This window comes from Caballeronia sp. SEWSISQ10-4 2, from assembly GCF_030464885.1.
In the GTDB taxonomy this organism is placed as follows: Bacteria; Pseudomonadota; Gammaproteobacteria; order Burkholderiales; family Burkholderiaceae; genus Caballeronia.
This window is the reverse complement of record NZ_JALPRJ010000084.1, coordinates 14,220-33,304: the sequence shown is the minus strand read 5'-3', so window position 1 is coordinate 33,304 and position 19,085 is coordinate 14,220. Positions and strand designations below refer to the sequence as shown.

Genomic DNA, 19,085 nt, shown 5'->3' with positions numbered 1-19,085 from the left:
TCCATATTCCAAACTATGAGAAATCCCCCGCCGAAAATTCTGATCAAGCTCATGGTTCAGTAAAGTCGGCCTGTATTTCCGCAGCCTGCTAAGGCCGAAAGCACCACCCCGGCACCAACCCACCACCCCGGCACCAACCCACCACCCCGGCACCAACCCACCACCACCCGCCCCGGCAGCCCCCAAAAAGCCCGTCCACCGGCGCGAGCGAAAAACCAACCTACATCCCTTATAGCCGACCGCTGGAACGGCGGCCATCTGCTAGCTTAGAAAAGATGCTGAATCCCGGCGTACGCACCCGACTGACTGTGGCCTGGAAGCGGGTTGTCGGTGCTGGTCGAGTCGCCAAAGGAGTTGGCGTTCAAGCCGAAGTTTGCATGAGCGCTGTTCCGCGCGGTCGCAATCTGGAAGTCGAGCAATGTACGTTTGGTCAGGTTGTAGGTGCCACCGATCGTATAGATGGTCGCATTCCCGCCGCCATTGTTTGCATTGACGTGATACACCGCGCCTATAAGCGCGGCTGCAGGCGTGGCTTGCCATGTCACGCCGCCCCATTCTTGCTGCGTGGTCGTGATGCCGCCGGACTTGGCGCCGGAACCCGAATGCGATTGCTGATAGACCGCCTGGATCTTGAATTTCCCCAAGAACACATTAACGCCGCCAAAGTATTCGCGGGAGAAATTGAATACGTCGTCCAGTGTTCCGTTAGCGGCGTCGCGCCATTCGTCGTAGATCGCGCGGATCTGGAAAACAGGCTGCGTGTAGGTCAACTGGATTGCGTCCGCGCGGCCTTGTCCGGTAGAACCGTTGCCATTCCAGTTGGTCGCGTTAGACGGTGCGTATTGCCCGCTGACGTCAAAACCCGCGATGGTAGGCGACTGATACGAGATGTTGTTGCTTGTGTGATTCCAGTTCCGGCCGCGAACCAACGACGCCGACGACCAGTTGCTTTGACCAAAGGGGTCGAAGTCCCAGACGCCATTCGACAGGAACAGCTCTTTACCAAGCAGCACCGTACCAAAGCGGTCGCTGGCAATTCCCACCGTGGCATACCGGTCGAACAAGCCGTTATTTGAGGGACCTTGCCCGGTCATGGTGTTGAATGCACCTTCGAGGTGGAATACGACCTTGTTGCCCCCACCAATATCCTCGACGCCCTTGATGCCCCAGAGACTCGTTCCCCAATCTCCGCTTTCCGCCTTGAAGCGATGACCGCTGCCAGTCGATGCTCCGGTCACGGAATTCTGTCCTGTGGGTACGCCCGTCATATATTCCACGCCGGCGTCTATGCGCCCATACAGTGTCACGCTGCTTTGAGCGCGTGCGATCCCTGCACCGGCTGCCAGCAAGGATGCCAGCGCAACCGCCTTGAGCTTGTTCATGTCCCCTCCAATGCCAAATTGACTGCGTAGCCGGTTTAGCCGGCGCTTTGTCTTACGCAGCGATCGTCATGTTCTTTGCATTTATCGTGCTTAAAAAAATGTAAAAAAGCCCCGGATCTCTTGGGCGAATCCGGAGCTGGCCGTGGAGGCAGGAAGAGGATTTTCCCCCCACGGGTCAAAATGTTTATCTCAGCGAGGATGGTTGTTTAGAAAAACGCAACGAAGCCATCACTCCGCCGCACGCTAAAAGTAATCAAACTTTAGCTTCAGATAAACGCCGGTCAAACGAATAGATATTTGCTGAGTTGCGAATAATCGTAGAAGGAGCCGCTTGACGTTGGGCGAACCCGTTAGGCGAACCCATTGGGAAAACCAGGCGATCTCTTCGGGTGATCGCGCATTGCATGGCCTGATCGACGCTAAGTTTGCACTAAGCCTAATGCTTAAGCTGACACTGAAGCTTAAGGCGGCGCAGGAGGGAATCGTTTCTTGCCTGCCGGATGTAGCTGCGATGTAGACTTTGCTTGACGCAAGCTCGCCTCAATCGACAAAGCCGCACAAGCGATCCATCCTTGTGCCATCGCTAAAAAAACTCGGGGTTATGTAACCCGCTGCGTGAAATCGCCGAACTAGCATGTGGGTCACCCTTTATCATCCGGCATCGCGTCAGCGTTCGACGTTTTTTACAAATGCCTTTCCAAAAAAGCGTCAACAGATGGATATCAACTTTGAATGCACGATGTGCGGCAAGTGCTGCCACGATCTCAAGCTACCGCTGAGCGTTGACGAAGCGCTCGTATGGCTTGCGCGCGGCGGTGATGTCCAGTTTCTCTGCGAAGCCGTTCCGTGGCCCGAGGAACCTGCGGCGGACAACCTGCAGGCGCAGCATAAGCGGCGGCGGTCGTTCGCCGCGTCAAGCGGCGACATGCCGGTCCGGGTCGTTGTGGTTCTGGCCGCGTCGTTCGAGGGCGCGTGTCCGCATTTGCAAGCGAACATGAGTTGTGGCGTGTACGAGCAGCGCCCGACTGTCTGCCGGATCTATCCTGCGGAAATCAATCCGTTCATCGAATTGAAGCCGGAGCAAAAGGAATGTGCGCCGGAAGCGTGGTCGACAGACAAGCCGCTGCTGATGAGGTCACAGCAAGTAGTAGACGCTGGGATCTTCGCCCTGATTGCAAAATCGCGGGCGGCGGATGTTAGCGATGCCGGCATTAAAGCGCGCGCATGCGCGAATCTGGAAATCGATGCTGCTGCGCTGGCTAACGAGGGCCTTGTGATCTATTCACCGCCTGTTGCCTTGGCGATAGCCGCGTTGAAACGTGCTCGTGAGCAAGGTGATGAGAGCGACGACACGCTGCAGTGGAAGGTGGTGTCGAACCGGCGCGAAACAGTGGACACGCTTACGTCGATAGGCGCAACAGGTGTCCATTACGCGAAGACAGACGCGCCGGCGTTCGATTATCTCGGCTTCTTTCCCGCCTCGGCATGATCGGCAGTCGATGTGAGGACCGGCTGATCAATCAAGCCGGTCCTGGCGATTCTGTCCACAACCAACGCTAAGTCGCTTCCCGGACCGCACGCAAGAACTGCTGCGTGCGCTCATGTTGCGGTGCTCCAAAAAACTGCTGCGGTGCCGCCTGCTCAATAATCTTGCCTTGCGAAAAGAAACACACTCGGTCCGCGAATTCCTTGGCGAAACCCATCTGGTGAGTCACCATCAACATGGTGAGATCGTGCTCGTGACCTAGCCGGCGAATCACATTCAGCACTTCACCGCACAACTCGGGATCGAGCGCCGAGGGTACTTCGTCGAACAGCATCACTTTGGGCCGCATTGCCAGTGCCCTTGCAATGGCTACACGCTGCTGCTGCCCGCCCGATAACTGCGATGGATAGTGATGCACTTGTCGTCGAGCCCGACCATGGACAGCAGCTCACGGCCTCGCTCGTTCGCATCGCACTTCGACATTTCGAGCACCCGCAGCGGCGCCTCGATGGTATTTTGCTGCGCCGTCATATGCGGGAACAGATAAAAGCTCTGGAACACCATGCCGGTCCGATGCGGGCACCAGCACGCGCAGCAAGGTCGATTTGCCCGAACCGCTCGGCCCGATGATTGCGACCTTGTCGTTGCGGGCGACTTCGAGATCGAGCGCGTCGATCTACATCGTCACCAAGGTCGTGAAAAGCATGCCCGACAGCGTACCGGACTGGGACTGAAAGAATGTCGCGGGAAGGGGCCGCAGGACAGAAAAAACGCTATGCATAGCGTCTCATATCGAAAAAAAGCACATAGCGACAAGAGCGAAAATTGACGCCATACGGTGCAATCAGGAGCCTCTCATGTTGCTGGGTCATCCCGTCCTTTTCAAGTCGCTTTGCTACATCGACGGCCGCTGGATTCATAGCGACAGCGCGGCGACGGTCGCGGTGCAGAACCCCGCTGACCAGGAAGTGATCGGTTATGTGCCAATGCTGGAGCGCGCGCAAATAGAAGCAGCGGTCGGCGCAGCGCAGCGAGCGTATGAATCATGGCGCTGGGTGTCGCAAGAACGCCGCAGCGCTATCCTGCTGCACTGGCATGAACTGATCCTGCGCCATCAACACGATCTGGCCGGCATCCTGTCGCTGGAACAAGGCAAGCCGCTCGCGGAGTCGAAGGGAGAAATTGCTTACGCGGCTAGTTTCGTCGAGTGGTTCGCCAACGAAGCAAAACGTCTCTCCGGCCGCACGATTCCCACTCATATCAACGGTGCGCACCTGGGCACGGTGATGGAGCCGGTCGGCGTTGCCGCTCTTATTACACCGTGGAATTTTCCAGTCGCAATGATCACCCGCAAGGCCGCTGCCGCACTCGCAGTAGGTTGCACGGCGATCGTCAAGCCCGCGCATGAAACACCGTTCTCGGCGCTCGCTCTGGCACAACTGGCGGAAGAAGCGGGCTTTCCCGCAGGCGTGTTCAACGTCGTGCTGGGTGAGCCGCAGATGGCGATGGAAACACTGGTAAGCGACGTCCGCGTGCGTGCGGTGAGCTTCACCGGATCGACGAGGGTGGCTGGTCTGGTCGCGCGTGCTGCAGCCGCGTCCTGCATCAAGAAGCTGGCGCTGGAACTTGGTGGCAACGCGCCGTTTATCGTGACAGAAGACGCCGATCTCGATCAGGCCGTCAAGATCGCAATCGGCGCGAAGTTCCAGACGTCGGGACAAGACTGTTGCGCGGCGAACCGCATCTTCGTGGCCGCACCGTTATATGAAACCTTCGTTCAGCAATACAGCGAAGCGGTGCGTGCGTTGAAGGTCGGGCCGGCCTTCATGAGCGGTGTCGAGGTCGGTCCGCTGATGCATCAGGCCGCCTTCGATGCAACCGCGGCACGCGTTGCCGATGCCCGGGCGAAGGGCGCGCGCATCACGGCTGGCGGACAAGCACATGCGCTCGGCGGCTGGTTCTTCGAGCCGACCGTTGTTGCAGACGCAGCGCCCGGCATGCGTATCTACGACGAAGAAAACTTCGCTCCGACGTCGGCGATTTCGTCGTTCGACACACTCGATGAAGTGGTCGATAAAGCCAATGACACCGAGCATGGGCTGGCCGCGTATGTCTGCGCCACACGCATGGACACGATCTTCCAGTTAATACGCCGGCTCGACTTTGCGATGGTCTCGGTCAACGGCGTCAAGTTCACCGGCGCGCCCATTCCGTTCGGCGGCATGAAGGCGTCGGGCCTAGGTCGCGAAGGGGGATCGGAGGGCTTCGAGCCGTTCGTCGAAACCAAATATTTCTGCCTCGGCAATCTGGGCCTGCCGCTGACCGTCACGGCTTAACTGAATCAAAGGAGCAACTCATGACACAGGAACTCGAACAACTGTTCAACGAAGACCGCGCGCATTTCATGCACCCGTCGACCCATGCACACGATCACGCGAGCGGCGCGCTTCCCGGCAAGATCATCCGGGATGCGAAGGGTATTCGAATAGAAGATCACGAGGGCAAGAGTTACATCGACGCCTTCGCGGGTCTTTATTGCGTGAACATTGGCTATGGCCGCACCGAAGTCGCAGACGCGATCTACGAGCAAGCCAGGAAGCTGGCGTATTACCACACCTATGTGGGCCATTCGACGGATGTAATCATCGAACTGTCGTCGCGGATTATCGACTGGGCACCGTCGGGAATGAAGAAGGTTTATTACGGCATGTCCGGCTCGGACGCGAACGAAACACAGATCAAGATCGTCTGGTATTACAACAACGTGCTGGGCCGTCCGAACAAGAAGAAGATCATTTCACGCCAGCGCGGTTATCACGGTTCGGGCATCGTTACCGGCAGCCTGACGGGTTTGCCGAGCTTCCATCAGCACTTCGATTTGCCGATCGATCGCGTGAAGCATACAGTCTGTCCGCACTGGTATCGGCAGGCGCCCGCCGGCATGGACGAAGCGCAGTTCGTCGCCTATTGCGTGGAGGAACTGGAAAAGCTGATCGCAAGCGAGGGCGCCGACACTATTGCTGCGTTCATTGGTGAGCCGGTGATGGGAACGGGCGGCATCATCGCTCCGCCAGAGGGCTACTGGGCAGCCATCCAGCAGGTGTTGAAGAAACATGACATCCTGCTGATCTCCGATGAAGTGGTGTGCGGCTTCGGCCGGCTTGGGTCGAAGATGGGCGCACAGCACTACGGCATGCAGCCGGATCTGATCACGGTTGCGAAGGGTCTCACGAGCGCCTATGCGCCTTTGTCGGGTGTGATTGTCGGCGAACGTGTGTGGGATGTGATCGACAAGGGCTCGCAGGAACATGGCGCGATGGGACACGGCTGGACCTATTCCGGCCACCCGATCTGCGCGGCCGCCGCGATTGCGAACCTGGACATTCTGGAACGCGAGAACCTGACGCAGAACGCCGCGGATGTCGGCGGTTATCTCGGCGCGCAGCTGCATGCTGCGTTCGATCAGCATCCGCTGGTGGGTGAAGTGCGCAATGCCGGCATGCTGGCGGCGCTTGAATTCATGGCGGGCAAGCCAGGGCGCAAGCCCTTCGATGCAGCATTGAAGGTCGGGCCGAAGGTATCGGCGGCGGCGTTGCGGCGCGGGGTGATCGCACGGGCAATGCCGCACGGCGATATTCTTGGCTTTGCGCCACCGTTGGTGACAACGAGGGCGGATGTGGATGAGATTATCGGTATCGTGCGCGAAGCCGCGGATGAAATCGCAACGCAGACGATTGCGTAGCGTTTGCATGCAATGCCAAAAAAGCAGTACCAAGAACCACTGGCTTTGTCCGGCGGTTTTTTTGCACAGCAGGAGACGCAAGCACTTCCATGCTCAGTAGTGAACGATTGGGGTGGATGGAGTACAACACGGTGTACTCCATCGCGGCGCAGCATTCCAACCGCCACTTCACACGTCTGCCGCTCTCAATCTTCCGGATTGGCAATATCGCTAGCGACTATCTGCCGGCCGTGAATGCTGGCGGCCTCGCGTGCCTCCTGTCGTGTAGGGTAGGGTCCAAGCACGGGTGCACCCTGGAACGGGAACAGCATGCGGCCGTCGGTCTTTCTAATAACCTTTAGCGTTCCTACAAACAATCCACCCGCGTTGATCTGATACGACGCGTAGATCGCGAAATCTTCGGCGCGCATGCGTTCGCCAGAATCCCGGCTTCTTAGCTGAGTCGTGGATAGGACAATTTTCGGTTTTTTCATGGTTTGAGACTGGTTTAAATCGTTGCCGTTGACAGGCGTTGCATATGTCCCGCAGAGCGCTGCTGCGGTCGATTTTTCCTGTCAGGAGACATCACGCCGTTCACTAAAGACGTAAAGCACCTGACTTGGAGCAATTACCAGTCCGCACCGGCAGTACGCTTCTTGCGTGTGCAGCCCCCGGGCACGCTTCGACTCATGGGAAGGCCGTGTCCTGATCCGCAACAAGACCGGTCACTGACGTCAGGCGCGTGGATTAGTCTCGCCGAAAACGCGGTCTGGAACGAACGGCGCAAACGATTGCTATCGGCAAGGAGAGCCGCTGGCCGGAAGGGTTTGCCGGCACCTGTTCATGCGGCACCGGCAATAAAAAAGTGGGCGCACCAGTTCGGCAGCGCTAAACATCTTGTTCGTGCAGGCCTGCAAAACTCATGGTGAAGGCGGGGCGTCCGGAGCATCCGGCTTGACGGTATCCGTGGCAAGTGCTTCGCGGAACCCGGACAGCCGCTCTTCGTAATTTTCACCATCGCCGTAGGCGAGGAACCCGTGAACTCGGGGCGATGCGCCGAGCATTTTCCGAGCGTGCTTGATGGGGCACCAGTACTGCTCGGTACGCGCGGCAATCTCGGTTCCATAAGCGAGCAGGCCGTTGGCATACGCGCAGTACGCGCAATTGAACTTTTCCATGAAATTCAGGTAACTCAGGTGCCACCGGTCCATCACGATATAGTCCGAACGCTTTACCTTGTTGATCCTGTACACGGGAAAGCAGATGGTTTGATACGCCGTCAAGCCGAGGTCGAGGAACAGCAACGGCAGGATCAGTCCATAGATGACCGGTGCGACCACGATGGTAGGCGGACGGCTTTTGACCAGCCAGCGCAGCAGTCCCGTCTTCGATCGCCGGTGTGCTTCCCTGACGGTGTGATCGAATTTGATCCGCTTGCCGTCAAGGCGGTAGAACAATGGCACTTCAGCCCGATGCAAAACGGCTCTCAGTTCATCTTCCAGTACGTTTATTTGCGCCATCAGTTGACGCACTTTCTCGTCCACACGACCTCCGTGGCAGTTGGATACGACGTGCCCGGTTTGGAGAGGCGGCGTAACCCGGGCTATCTTTAAGTCGTATCAACAGACCACGAGCAAAAATCGTTCCGCGTGGAAAAATGCGAGAGGTATGGCGCATCGGATCAGGGACGTTACTATCCAGGTCGCGTCGCTGTGCGCGAAATAGTTGCTGTTCCCGGCTGCTGCCCCAATGCCGGGAAGCGCGAGCGCGGTGGTTCGATTCGCTACTTTGGCGCTTTCATCGCAGTACACGCTCGCAGGCACTCAGGCGGCTTCAAGACGTGCGCGCGCGCGGAAGGCCGTTGGCGACATGTTGAGCCGCTTACGAAAAACCTTGGCTAGCCGCGCACCACTGCCCATGCCACTGCGGCGGGCGATCTTGTCGATCGGCAGGTCGCTTTCCCTCAGCAGCTGACAAGTACGATGTAATCGGGCGCATAGCAAGTACTCGGAAGGCGTCATGCCCATCTCCTCACGGAACCGCCGCAGGAAGTTGCGCTTGCTCATTGCTACCGCCTGAGCGGCCTCGGCTACAGAGATCAGACGCTCGCAGTTCTCCGTCAGCCACTCTGCAGAAGCATGAATCTTCCCGCTGCCCCTTGACGCAAGAATGGGGGACTCCAGATGAACCTGCCCTCCACGGCCATTCAACTGGACGTGTGATGCCCAAGGTTGATCCGCGGTGGAACCGGAATGGGTATCGGCGACCGGCGATACGCTTGCCAGCGCTTTACGTTGTTCCAGGCCGTACTGCGTGACGGACGCAGAGTGTGGAGTCGTTCGCGGCGCAAGTACCAGCCGCACGTTATAGATACGACCACCATCTGCGCCCTCTAGCGAGGGCATCTCGTTGATCACGTGCAACACGCCAGTGATCGTATCCGGCACGCTGCCCGAAGCGACATGTGCCAAGTCCTGGAAGAACACGATGCCGACTTGCATGGGCGCAACGTTCCAGTTGAGGTCCTGCCAGCTTTCGCCGAGGCCCAGCAGGTACAGATTGCGTTCAGCGTCGCCCATACAGCCTCCTGACAGGATTGCTTTCTATTGTGCCGGTGAGGATTTGCCGCGCCGACATTGCAATTGATGCGAGGTAATAAAAAAATAATAGGGGCTCACTGCCAAGGTAAAACGTCATATAGAAGCCATCGATACGACTGCTATTTTAATAGCGATAGCAATCGTCAAATCCGGCTTCAAAAACGGAGATCTTGTTTATTGGTTTTCAACTGTGCGCTATCGCACATTCAATCGAACTTTGGTCTCCGCATCGCAATCTTCGACAACATCGTGGCCCCGTGGAGGGCGTGTTTTCAACGGCTGCCAGGCGTTCCTGGAGCGGACGATATGGGCATTCGCAATGACTCATTTAGACTCCGCAAGGTTCAGCGAACGGTGCGAGATGGCGGAATAGCCTGGCCGTCGGGACCACAACGTTCTCACTGCTGCGTTTCATACGATCACTACGGAAGCGCGAAGCGCCCTCGAACCCACACTTCAGGACGTTCCGCTGAGATAGTTCGATGCGACGATGCTCGGACAACTGCACCGTCAAACGAAAGACTGCAACGCGGCAGGTCCAGAGCGACCCGGCATTACTGCTGATAATACATCTTTAAAATTATGTCTAACCAGATGAATAGAAATTTAACAGCAATTTTTAGTTGCGGATAACCCAATTATTGATCCATCTTAGACACATAATCTTAATAGGATTCGAGTATAGATAAAGATATGAACTTATAAATATTGAAATCGTCACGAGGTGTCAGGGCACAGGCAAAAGATCGGATGCCGAAGTTGTCGCAAGCGATGTCATAGAAAAACTGCGACGTGTCGGATGGGTCATCAGGCAGACGAAGCATGTGACAGTGCAAACCAGTCCACCCCCGACGTGTTCTCGTTGCTCGTTGGTCGCACTTTCCAGCCGGGCACCTCGTCGCCATTCCGGAACACGGACCGAGCGTCGGCATCGACGGTACGCAGAAAGTAGGTGCTGTGACAACGGACGCGATATAGATCGTGCCCGAAGGTCCGAACGTAATCGGACATCAGGCTCGTTGCACATTCCATGTGTACGGACGACGCAAACGTTTCACATCTGCGTCTCACAGTTGTGCCTGGGCCGCCGATGTTGATCAGATCGAGAACGCTCTTATTGGCGGCATCGGCGATTGCCTTTTCGCCGTGGGCAGCTCAGAATTTTCGTTGGGCAGGTGTCGTAAATGACTAAGCATGACGAATCAAAGTTGACTCTGAGGACTTGCCATTGAGATGACAAATGGTACGGGCTGTTCCTCACGCGCCAACATCTTGTCTACATCGGTCAAGCCGATTGCGTCATTAATTCGGCTGCGTATTATCGGAAGCGTCAAACGAGCCCAAAGGATTCGAATGGTGCGAACGCGAGTGCTTGCAAGGACGCGACCTTGCGCTGGCACTCAGTAGTGGTTGAGTTGATTGAGTTTCAATGGTGCGAGCAAAGCCGAACTGGTCAGCATGGTTGCTCCGGGCTTGTCCTTCCTGGTGTTGCAGGCGGCAAACGCGTCCAGCAACCAGACAATGGTAATCCTGGCCGAAGCCGTGTTCGGAACGCCTGTGCTCGCCGTGTCAACGCTTATCGCACGTTGTCGAGAATCGCCTTTCAGTTCATCAACATGCTCAGTCGAGTCCTCTGGCCGGTATTTTCCAGGCAATACGGAGATAAGGCCGACGAGACCATGCACGAACCATATTGCTGCGGCGCGGTGGCTTCGTCAGACGTCGCGACGGTGCTCTCTTTCGTGGGACCGTCCTTGATCCAGTGGCGGACATACGGGGCGATTGCCTATATCCCCGGGTTCTTCAATCTTGTCATGGTTGTTGCCGCGCTCTCAAGGTCGTATCAGGTTGGCTTGATCTTGTTTGCCACGGTCAACAAGCTTGCCGGCTTGTCGATGGTCTATATCAGCGCGTCTTTGTCAAGTATCGGTGCGGCGTTTCTCGCCCGTAAGCAACATTTCGGGGATCGACGGTGCAACCGGCGTCATGGTTCTCACGGAGGGTGTGTTGGCCCACACGTGCAACTGCTGCGTCAAGGTATTTTCCGATGAGCATGACCCTATACGAACATCCACCCTGGCACGGCCGTGATCGACATGCGTCCCGCTGTGAAGGAGGCCTCGGCTATTTGTACCGAAGACTCGAACAGCATCACGGCCAGGATCCTTTTATCGTTTAACAAGGTGGCAAACGAGCATGCAGATGCGACGACTTTCTTTGAAAGCCCCCAGCGTTACCGGCCTGGTCAGTCTAGGGCTGGTTCTCAATCTGTTTTTGATGCGCCCGGCTGCGCTCGGTGAAACTTATACATCGATAGGCATAGCGCTCGCGTTGCCACTCACTGGTTTGCACGTGCTGCACAATATAAGGAAAACGCGGTACTCCAACGCGGCCATCCGCTGGGACGTCGCGACACTGCTCGGCTTGCTTGGTGTTTACTGGCTGTACATCTGTCCAATCTCGGTCGTCTTCCAGATGTCAGAGCTTGACTGGATGTTCAAGGAGTTCATGGCAACGATCGTAGTCGCGCTGGCTTATGGTGCGTTCCTCATGGATGAGGAAGCTAACCGCACATTCTTCAGGACGTTGTGTACGGTCATAGCTGTCCTCGGACTATCCAGCGTGGTCACCGTCATGCTCTCGACCATACTTGGGAGCAAGGAATCGCTGTTCTTGTTCACGGTCGCAGTGAAGGGGTACACCGAAGTCACGCTGCATCAGCAGACCACCACCGGCGCTATCTATTTCCCGTTCTCCATGCTTTATGGGGACTTTGTTTCAGGTTCGGTGAAACTCGACCGCTATTGCGGGTTCTTTCGTGAGGCGGGCATCTATCAGGCAGTGGCCTGCTTTTGTCTCGCGTACGAAGCCTTCACGCGGCGTTCGAAGATCATTATGTTCGGTCTTGCCGGTGGAACAATCTGTGCGTTTTCGTCGCTAGGGATCGTTTTGCTCGTGATGACCGTGGGCGCCATCGCCCTGTTCTCAGGCACGCGCGTTCGTGCATGGCGCGTGGTGCTGACGGCGGTGATGATCGGCCTTGTTTATCCCGTCTCCATGTACACGCCCTACATTGGTCTGGAGGATAAGGCAGTTACGCATGGCGCGTCGTTGTCCGACCGCTCGGAGTCGATCAAACGGGGCCTTGAGGAAGTGCGTCAGAATCCGTTGGGCAACGGGCTCTACTCGAGCCTTGCCAAGAACGACGGCATTTGCCTGGTCGCCGAATTGGGCATGATCGGCTTGTTTGGATTCGCCTGTCAGGTGCTTTTGTTGTCGGGCTTGAGGCTTGGACCTGGCATGAACTGGAAGAAGGTCGCAGCATGTGCCCCGCTATTGATCACCGCTCTGATCTCTCAGCCGATTGCGGGCGCGCCGATGATGTACGTAATCGGTATGGTGTTCGTGCCGCAGATGATCCCGCGACGCAAGATCAAGATGCCGCGCAGAATAGCCGGCTTTCGCGGCTTCCGGGAATCGGTCAACCTGTTTGCGCCCACAGCCGTCGCCCATCAATCGGTGGACAACCCGTTGTCTTCGCCGCCAGTGGTGAACTCCTGACCTGCTGATCACTTGACTACGTTCTGAGCCGCTGCACTGTCCTTCGACAGGCGCAATGGAGCGGGGCAGTTTGCGATCGTGTTGCCGAATACGGTAGATGTTGCCACCGCATTGATACCCTGCGCGAAGCCTGCCACATAGTTACCCGTGACCGTGGTGTTGGTGGTGCCGGGGTCCGGCAGCAAAATGCCGACCGTCTCGCCATGCGTAATCGATCCCTGCACATGATTGGCCATGATGACGGCGCGCATGGCGGGCCGTGCGTCGTGGCTCACGCTCGGATCGACGCCGAACTGAATGCCGTTGTTGGCGGCGAGCGCAGTTATGACGTTCGCGCTTACCGTCACCGCGCCGCTGGCGTCCTCAATATGAAGTGTCCCATTCGCGCTCGCCGTATTCGACGTCACCGTATTCCCGTACACCACCAGTTCTGTTACATGTGCCACGTTGAGCGGCAGATCGAGATGCAGGTGTTGCGGCGTGATTGTGTTGCCTTCTATCACCACGTTCGAGCACATGATGTGCGGCGTATTCACGCCGATCGTTGCATCGATACACGTGTTGCCACGGATGTGAATGTGTTGCGAAGGCTCTCCGAGCGGTTTCTTGCGGACGCTCTTTTCCAACCCGTCCTGGTTGTTGACCTGGACGCCGTATGAGCACTGCTCGAACTGATTGTCCAGCACGTAAAGGCCGTTGAGACCCGTGCCGAGGACCCACAGCCCGAAGATGTTCGACTGCAGCTTTGACGGTTCCGTCGTGCGCGCCATGACTCGATTGCCAAAGAAGCGCTGATTGAAGGCGTTGTCGCGCGCGTTGAGAATACCGTGCATCGTAGTCTTTCCGTGGTTGGACAGATCGAAGACGAGGCCGGTCACGAATGTATCCGAGCCGCCCCATTCGAAAGCGCAACTGGTGCCGTCACCGTTCACGCTACTGATCAGCGTTGCGCCCTCGCCGATGGTCGAGACGTCGCATGCATAGATGCTGCCGTTCGCACAGTATCGACGACCGCGGAGAAATACGGTGCGACTAGTCGTGCTGCGCATGTAGGCGTACATGTCGTTGAACGCCTTGGCGTCGTCGCTCTTGCCGTCGGCTTTGGCGCCGAACATCATGGGCGTAATGACCGGCGGCTCCAGCTTGAGGGCTTCGCGCGGGAGCGATGGAATCTCACGCGCGGCAGACGCCAGGCGTCCAGTAATGCCTGCCGCGCCGAAGAGGGCGGCGTTGATGAGCAAACGGCGTCGCGAGCGTCCTGGATGGTTCATCGAATGATCGGTGGGAGAGCAGTCTCGAAAGCAGTCGGGACGAAGTATGACAATGGAGACTAGATGTTAATGGATAACGAACCTGAACGGCCGCTTGATTCCGTAAGCAGCAATGCCCGATGTCGTGGCAGGGCAATCAGGCTTTGCCGCGATGAGGCACCTGTCAAACGTTTGCGTCGCGTGAATTACCAAGCGTGATTCTCGATCAAGACGCCGCAGCTTCAGGCACCGCCGCAAGTTGCGTGACCGGAGAGATGACAATAACCGCTAACTGGACGGCAAAAGCCACGGTCGACATCAGCAGGCACGCGCTCACGCCGGCCTGCGTCGCGAGGGCTGCGCCAAGCAACGCGCCAACGGGACGCGCGCCATAGGTTGCGGTGCTCATGATGGCCGACACTCTGCCGAGCATGGTGTGGGGCGTGATCGCCTGGCGCAGCGTCGTTGATCCGATCGTCCACAGTATCGGCCCGGCGCCGAGCAAGAAGAAGCTCATGCAAACCATCCATACGTGGGGAAAGAATAGTGTTGCGCTCATCAGCACCGAGGCCAGGAGGCCGCATAGCGGACCGATCACGAGTGTCCGGCCGAAGCAGATTCGCCGAGACACTTCTGGTCCCGCCAGCGCACCGGCCACCATGCCCGCGCCATAGGCCGCCAGACTTACGCCGATCACAGCCGACGACATGTGCAGATGATGCTCGGCGTAGGCCACGTAGACCGCCTGCAAGACGAAATAGCCGAGGTTGAAGAAAACCGCGGTCAGAAGAATGGGGCGAAGCAACGGGTCGCGAAATACAAAGGCGGCCCCCTCGCGCACCTCGGCGAGGAAATGCCGGCCGGTCCTGGGTAGATGCGCCGAGACCGGCAACGCGCGCAGCAGCGCGACGGCGAAGGCCGACAGGATGGTCGCCAGCGCGTACGCCCAACCCGCGCCCACGGACCCGACTATCACCCCGCCGATCGCAGGCCCAGCGGAATACGCAACGCTTCTTGCCAGCTCGATACGGCCGTTCGCCGCGGGTAGCGCGGCGCGAGGCACCAGTGAAGGAACGAGCGACGGTGCTGCGACGCTGTAAGCGACCGTGCCCGCCGCGCCGATGAAACCGCAGACGGCAAGCGACGGCAACGTGAGCAGATGGGCTTCGATGAGCACGAGGATCGCGATCATTGCCAATACGCGAACGGCTTCCGAGCTTGCCATCAGTCCGCGTCGCGAGTGGCGATCGGCATAGACACCCATCGGCAGTGAGAGCAGCAGGAACGGCAAGGTCTGAGCGGTTTGCAACAGGCCGGTTTGCGCGGCGTTTGCGCCCAGCACGAACACTGCAACGAGCGGCGCGGCAGCGAGACTGATTTGCTCGGCGGATTGCGCCAGCAGATTCGACCAGGCCAGACGGCGGAATGCCGGTGGGAGGGTGACGCGCTGATTTGAAGAGGGGTGCATGACTCGGGGCTCCTTGGGAGGTGTCCCGGTCATCATCGTGCGTGGGGCCGTGTGGTGCGCCCCGGATCTTGCGCTTACGTTCAGCCACGTGTCGCTAACGGTCTTGCTATGAATTCTTCAAGCTTCGGCGCGTTCTTCGCATCAATCATTTCGAGAATAAGCCTTAGTGATAGTCGTCTTCCAATTGATGTCGCACGGCTAGAACTGTCACCGTGTCGCTATCGTCTATTTCGAACGGCGCGACATATCCGGATCGGCCAAAAGGGATAATGAGTTCCCGTAGAAAGGGTAGGTTCGACTGAGCCTTTCGACAGGTAAAGGGTGAGGTGCGAAGAGTGCCGATGCCCTCGTACACAGCCTTAAGAGCGCGCTCGGCGAGCGACACGTCTACGGTATCGCGTGTGAGGATGAAGTCGTCAAGTTGTTCGAGATCGTCTGCCGCACTGCCGGTAAAGCATATTTCGAACGTCATCTGTGCGTCTTGCTCCGCGCTTTCGCGGCGTCGAGCCGCTTGCTCAAGCGAGAAAGCATTTCGTCAGCCGAGATGTAGTCGCCGCCGCGCTTCGCGTCGTCACGAGACGCAAGTCCTCGAGCAACGAACTCGCTATGATGCTGGCGGCGCAAGATATTCTCGCGGATCGCCTGTTCGACGAAAGCGGAGAGGCTCTCACCTTTCTGCATGACGCTTTCGGCAGCCTCGCGCAATTCTGGCTCGACCCGCACCGACGGGAAAGTAGCTGTTTTCATGATTCACGCTCCATGCATCGCAATTGCTATGCATGGTCGTGCTTTTCCGGGTTGAGCGCAAGGCAACCTGATTTTCACAAAATAAACGCTTCTCAAATCTTCCCGCGCCAAGGCACCAACCGTCGCTCCACCGCACGCATACCAAGATCGAAGGTCCACGCGATCAAACCGATCAACACAATCCCCATCACCACGACGTCGGTGCGCAAGAAGCTCGATGCGTTCAGCACCATCTGCCCGAGTCCCGCCGTCGCCGCCACCATTTCGGCCGCGACCAGCGTGGTCCAGCCAAAGCCGATAGCGATCCGCAAGCCGGTCAGGATCTCGGGCAACGCGGCCGGCATCACGACGAAACGCACGACCTGCGCGAAGCTCCCGCCCAGCGAATACGCGGCGTTGACCTGCTCCGCGGTAGCGCTCCGGGCGCCTGCCCTTGCCGCCATCGCGATAGGCGCGAAGCACGCGAGATAGATCACAATCAGCTTCGCGGTTTCATCGATACCGAACCAGATCACGACCAGCGGTAAATACGCGAGCGGCGGCAGCGGCCGATAAAATTCCAGCGGCGGATCAAGCAGGCCACGCGCGATCCGGCTTACCCCCATCAGGATGCCGACGGGCACAGCCGTCAAGCTTGCCAGGGCGAACGCGCCAAACACGCGAATGGCGCTCCACAGAAAATGTTCGGACAGCGGCAGACCACCTTGAATACGGCCATTCCGTGCGTCGATGAACGCGCTCCACACCGCTTGCGGCGAGGGCAGAAATAGCGGTGGCACCCAATGGAAAAATGTCGCCGCCCACCATAGCGCGGCGATCGTTGCCACCGACACTACGCTCAACGCAACGGTAGGACCTTCACCCGGCAGTCCGCGCCGCGGTTTGCGACGACGCTTGGGTTGAGACACGGCAGCAGCGGACGGCAGCGAGTCGATCGAACTCATCAAAGCACCTCCTGCCGCGCAGCGTGTGATCCGCCATGCAGTCGCCGGACGAGCCGCTCGCGCCATTCGATAAACGCAGGCGATGACTTCACCGCCCGCGCATCGCGCGATTCGAGAAACTGCCGCGCGAACGGCAACGCGTGGCTTTCCGCAATCCGGCCAGGGCCGGGCGTCATCAGGACCAGCCGCGTCGCGAGGAACAACGCTTCTTCCACGCTATGCGTGATGAAGAAGATGGTCTTGCGGGTCCTGCCCCAGACATCGAGTACGAGTTCCTGCATGGTCTCGCGAGTGAGTGCGTCCAGTGCGCCCATCGGTTCATCCATCAGCAGAACCTGTGGATCGCTCGCGAGCGCCCGCGCGATACCCACGCGCTGCTGCATGCCTCCCGAAAGCGCATAGACCCGCGCGTTGGCGTGCTTTTCCAGTCCCACCAAAGCCAGTGTTTCGCGCGCGATCTCACGACGCCTTGCTCGCGCGACACCCTGGAAACGAAGTCCGAGCGCGACGTTGTCGATCACATCGAGCCATGGCATCAGCGCATATTTCTGAAATACGACGCCGCGTTCGGCGCCGGGTCCGACGATTGGTTCATCGTTCAGACGCGCCTCGCCGGCCGTCGGGTCGATGAAGCCTGCGAGACAGTTCAGCAACGTCGTCTTGCCGCATCCGGAGGCGCCGAGTGCGACGACGAACTCGCCGCTGTCGATCTGCAAATCGACGCCTTCCAGCGCGGCGGTCGTTGCGCCCTCATAGGTCACGCCGAGGCCGCGAATATCCAGTGTGCTCATCGCGAGGCTTGCTGTATGAAGCGTGGATCGACGCCCACCGAATAATCGGGCAGCACGTTCTGGATCGTGCCCTGGGCTTTTAGGAACGCTGCTGTGGCTGCCAGCGATTTCGCCGCACCCGACTGAGCGCCGCCACCAAGCCAGGCCGGTGAGGCCTGTTCTGCGAGCGTCGGAAAGGCATAAAGCGCGAGGCTCGCGGGCACGTCCGCGGCAGTCGCGCCCGATTCCTTCGCCACGCCTTCGACTTCCTTCGACCCGGCTGTCCATGCAGATTTGTTGTCGCGATACTGCGCGTCGGTGGCGGCGAGCACCTTGACGAGGCCCGCCACGAACGCGCCGTTATCCTGGGCAAACTTACGGCTGACAGCGAAACCGTCGAAGGTGGCCTTGCCGGTTTCCTTCGCGACTTCACCCGATGTGATCAGCACCTTGCCGTTCTTCTTGACCTTCGCCAGCACCGGGTCCCAGATATAGGTGGCGTCGATATCGCCACGTTCCCACGCCGCGGCCACTTCGGGTGGCCGCAGGTTCAGGATCTTCACCGTCGACGGATCGACGCCGGCATGTTCCAGCGCGACGAGCGCATGGAAGTGGGAGGTCGAGACGAACGGCAAGCCGATCTTCTTGCCCTTGAGATCGCTTAGCTTCGTCACACCCGAGCCGTCGCGGGCAACGAGCGCTTCGGCGTCGTTGATGTTGTCGAGGATCCAGAACAAGGAGATGTCCACGCCTTGCGAGAGGCCGGCCGCGATCGGGCTGGAGCCGGCTTCGCCGAGTTGAATCGACCCGGATGCCAGCGCACGGATCACGTCGGCACCGCTGCCAAGCTTGCGATAAGTCACCTTGTAGCCAGTCGCTTTTTCGACCGCGCCGCTCACCTGCGCGTAGCGCCACGGTACGACCATGTCCTGGTAACCGATCACGACTTCACGCGACTGTGCGTGAGCGGCGCTTGCGGCCACGGCGAGGAGTGCGACGCCGGCGGGCGCGCGCAAAGAGGAGAAGAAGCGTTTCATCGGAAGCCCCGGTTCAAGTGTGTTTTGTGAAAGGGTTCCGACTATAAGCAATCCGCGCTCAGGCGGTTAGAAGCATTCGTGCATTGCAAATGACGTGGCTGGAGCGTTGCTTTAAACGC

The 19,085-nt window shown here is 58.5% G+C and carries 16 protein-coding genes and 1 pseudogene; 5 read left to right on the top strand and 12 right to left on the bottom strand.

Annotated elements, in window-relative coordinates; genetic code table 11:
• Nucleotides 1–266: 266 nt before the first annotated feature.
• Nucleotides 267–1,382 (bottom strand): porin, encoded by a 1,116-nt coding sequence (locus tag M0D69_RS36235; RefSeq protein WP_301786639.1) that lies wholly within the window; start codon nucleotides 1,380–1,382, stop codon nucleotides 267–269.
• Nucleotides 1,383–2,097: 715 nt separating this feature from the next.
• Here M0D69_RS36235 and M0D69_RS36230 point away from each other — a divergent pair.
• Entirely contained in the window at nucleotides 2,098–2,871 is a 774-nt protein-coding gene (locus M0D69_RS36230) for a YkgJ family cysteine cluster protein (RefSeq protein WP_301786638.1), read from the top strand.
• A 67-nt stretch (nucleotides 2,872–2,938) separates the two neighbouring features.
• Here the strand turns inward: M0D69_RS36230 and M0D69_RS36225 are convergent.
• Nucleotides 2,939–3,544, bottom strand: a pseudogene (locus M0D69_RS36225) (amino acid ABC transporter ATP-binding protein).
• 181 nt (nucleotides 3,545–3,725) lie between these two features.
• On the opposite strand from M0D69_RS36225, the gene M0D69_RS36220 reads away from it, so the two are divergent.
• Together M0D69_RS36220 and M0D69_RS36215 are read left to right on the top strand one after the other, a co-directional pair.
• Nucleotides 3,726–5,204, top strand: a complete 1,479-nt coding sequence (locus M0D69_RS36220) for an NAD-dependent succinate-semialdehyde dehydrogenase (RefSeq protein ID WP_301786637.1) — start codon at nucleotides 3,726–3,728, stop codon at nucleotides 5,202–5,204.
• A gap of 20 nt (nucleotides 5,205–5,224) precedes the next feature.
• On the top strand, nucleotides 5,225–6,610 hold the full coding sequence (locus M0D69_RS36215) for an aspartate aminotransferase family protein (RefSeq protein WP_301786636.1): 1,386 nt from the start codon (nucleotides 5,225–5,227) through the stop codon (nucleotides 6,608–6,610).
• A 185-nt stretch (nucleotides 6,611–6,795) separates the two neighbouring features.
• On the opposite strand, the gene M0D69_RS36210 is transcribed toward M0D69_RS36215, so the two are convergent.
• The 3 genes from M0D69_RS36210 to M0D69_RS43935 form a co-directional block, all read right to left on the bottom strand.
• Nucleotides 6,796–7,020, bottom strand: coding sequence for a DUF6723 family protein (locus tag M0D69_RS36210; RefSeq protein WP_301786635.1), 225 nt, complete (start codon nucleotides 7,018–7,020; stop codon nucleotides 6,796–6,798).
• 489 nt (nucleotides 7,021–7,509) lie between these two features.
• On the bottom strand, nucleotides 7,510–8,133 hold the full coding sequence (locus tag M0D69_RS36205) for a hypothetical protein (RefSeq protein WP_301786634.1): 624 nt from the start codon (nucleotides 8,131–8,133) through the stop codon (nucleotides 7,510–7,512).
• A 279-nt stretch (nucleotides 8,134–8,412) separates the two neighbouring features.
• Nucleotides 8,413–9,168 carry a helix-turn-helix domain-containing protein gene (locus M0D69_RS43935; protein ID WP_367619811.1) on the bottom strand — a complete coding sequence of 252 codons (756 nt, stop codon included), beginning with the start codon at nucleotides 9,166–9,168 and terminating at the stop codon, nucleotides 8,413–8,415.
• Nucleotides 9,169–10,577: 1,409 nt separating this feature from the next.
• On the opposite strand from M0D69_RS43935, the gene M0D69_RS36195 reads away from it, so the two are divergent.
• Complete coding sequence (locus tag M0D69_RS36195; RefSeq protein ID WP_301786633.1) at nucleotides 10,578–11,240, top strand: hypothetical protein; 663 nt, start codon at nucleotides 10,578–10,580, stop codon at nucleotides 11,238–11,240.
• 151 nt (nucleotides 11,241–11,391) lie between these two features.
• Nucleotides 11,392–12,750 (top strand): hypothetical protein, encoded by a 1,359-nt coding sequence (locus tag M0D69_RS36190; RefSeq protein ID WP_301786632.1) that lies wholly within the window; start codon nucleotides 11,392–11,394, stop codon nucleotides 12,748–12,750.
• A gap of 8 nt (nucleotides 12,751–12,758) precedes the next feature.
• Here the strand turns inward: M0D69_RS36190 and M0D69_RS36185 are convergent, their stop codons facing one another.
• From M0D69_RS36185 to tauA, 7 genes are all read right to left on the bottom strand, one after another.
• Nucleotides 12,759–14,021 carry a hypothetical protein gene (locus M0D69_RS36185; RefSeq protein ID WP_301786631.1) on the bottom strand — a complete coding sequence of 421 codons (1,263 nt, stop codon included), beginning with the start codon at nucleotides 14,019–14,021 and terminating at the stop codon, nucleotides 12,759–12,761.
• Between the two features lie 205 nt (nucleotides 14,022–14,226).
• Nucleotides 14,227–15,468 carry an MFS transporter gene (locus M0D69_RS36180; RefSeq protein ID WP_301786630.1) on the bottom strand — a complete coding sequence of 414 codons (1,242 nt, stop codon included), beginning with the start codon at nucleotides 15,466–15,468 and terminating at the stop codon, nucleotides 14,227–14,229.
• A 163-nt stretch (nucleotides 15,469–15,631) separates the two neighbouring features.
• On the bottom strand, nucleotides 15,632–15,940 hold the full coding sequence (locus M0D69_RS36175; RefSeq protein ID WP_301786629.1) for a type II toxin-antitoxin system RelE/ParE family toxin: 309 nt from the start codon (nucleotides 15,938–15,940) through the stop codon (nucleotides 15,632–15,634).
• On the bottom strand, nucleotides 15,937–16,215 hold the full coding sequence (locus M0D69_RS36170) for a YlcI/YnfO family protein (RefSeq protein WP_301786628.1): 279 nt from the start codon (nucleotides 16,213–16,215) through the stop codon (nucleotides 15,937–15,939). Before M0D69_RS36170 ends, M0D69_RS36175 begins: the two co-directional genes overlap by 4 nt.
• Nucleotides 16,216–16,307: 92 nt before the next feature.
• Nucleotides 16,308–17,159, bottom strand: a complete 852-nt coding sequence (locus tag M0D69_RS36165; protein WP_301786627.1) for an ABC transporter permease subunit — start codon at nucleotides 17,157–17,159, stop codon at nucleotides 16,308–16,310.
• Complete coding sequence (locus M0D69_RS36160; protein ID WP_301786626.1) at nucleotides 17,159–17,950, bottom strand: taurine ABC transporter ATP-binding protein; 792 nt, start codon at nucleotides 17,948–17,950, stop codon at nucleotides 17,159–17,161. The genes M0D69_RS36165 and M0D69_RS36160 overlap by 1 nt, the downstream gene beginning before the upstream one ends.
• A complete protein-coding gene (gene tauA, locus M0D69_RS36155) occupies nucleotides 17,947–18,966 on the bottom strand; it encodes a taurine ABC transporter substrate-binding protein (protein ID WP_301786625.1) in 1,020 nt (339 codons plus the stop codon). The genes M0D69_RS36160 and tauA overlap by 4 nt, the downstream gene beginning before the upstream one ends.
• Nucleotides 18,967–19,085 lie beyond the last annotated feature (119 nt).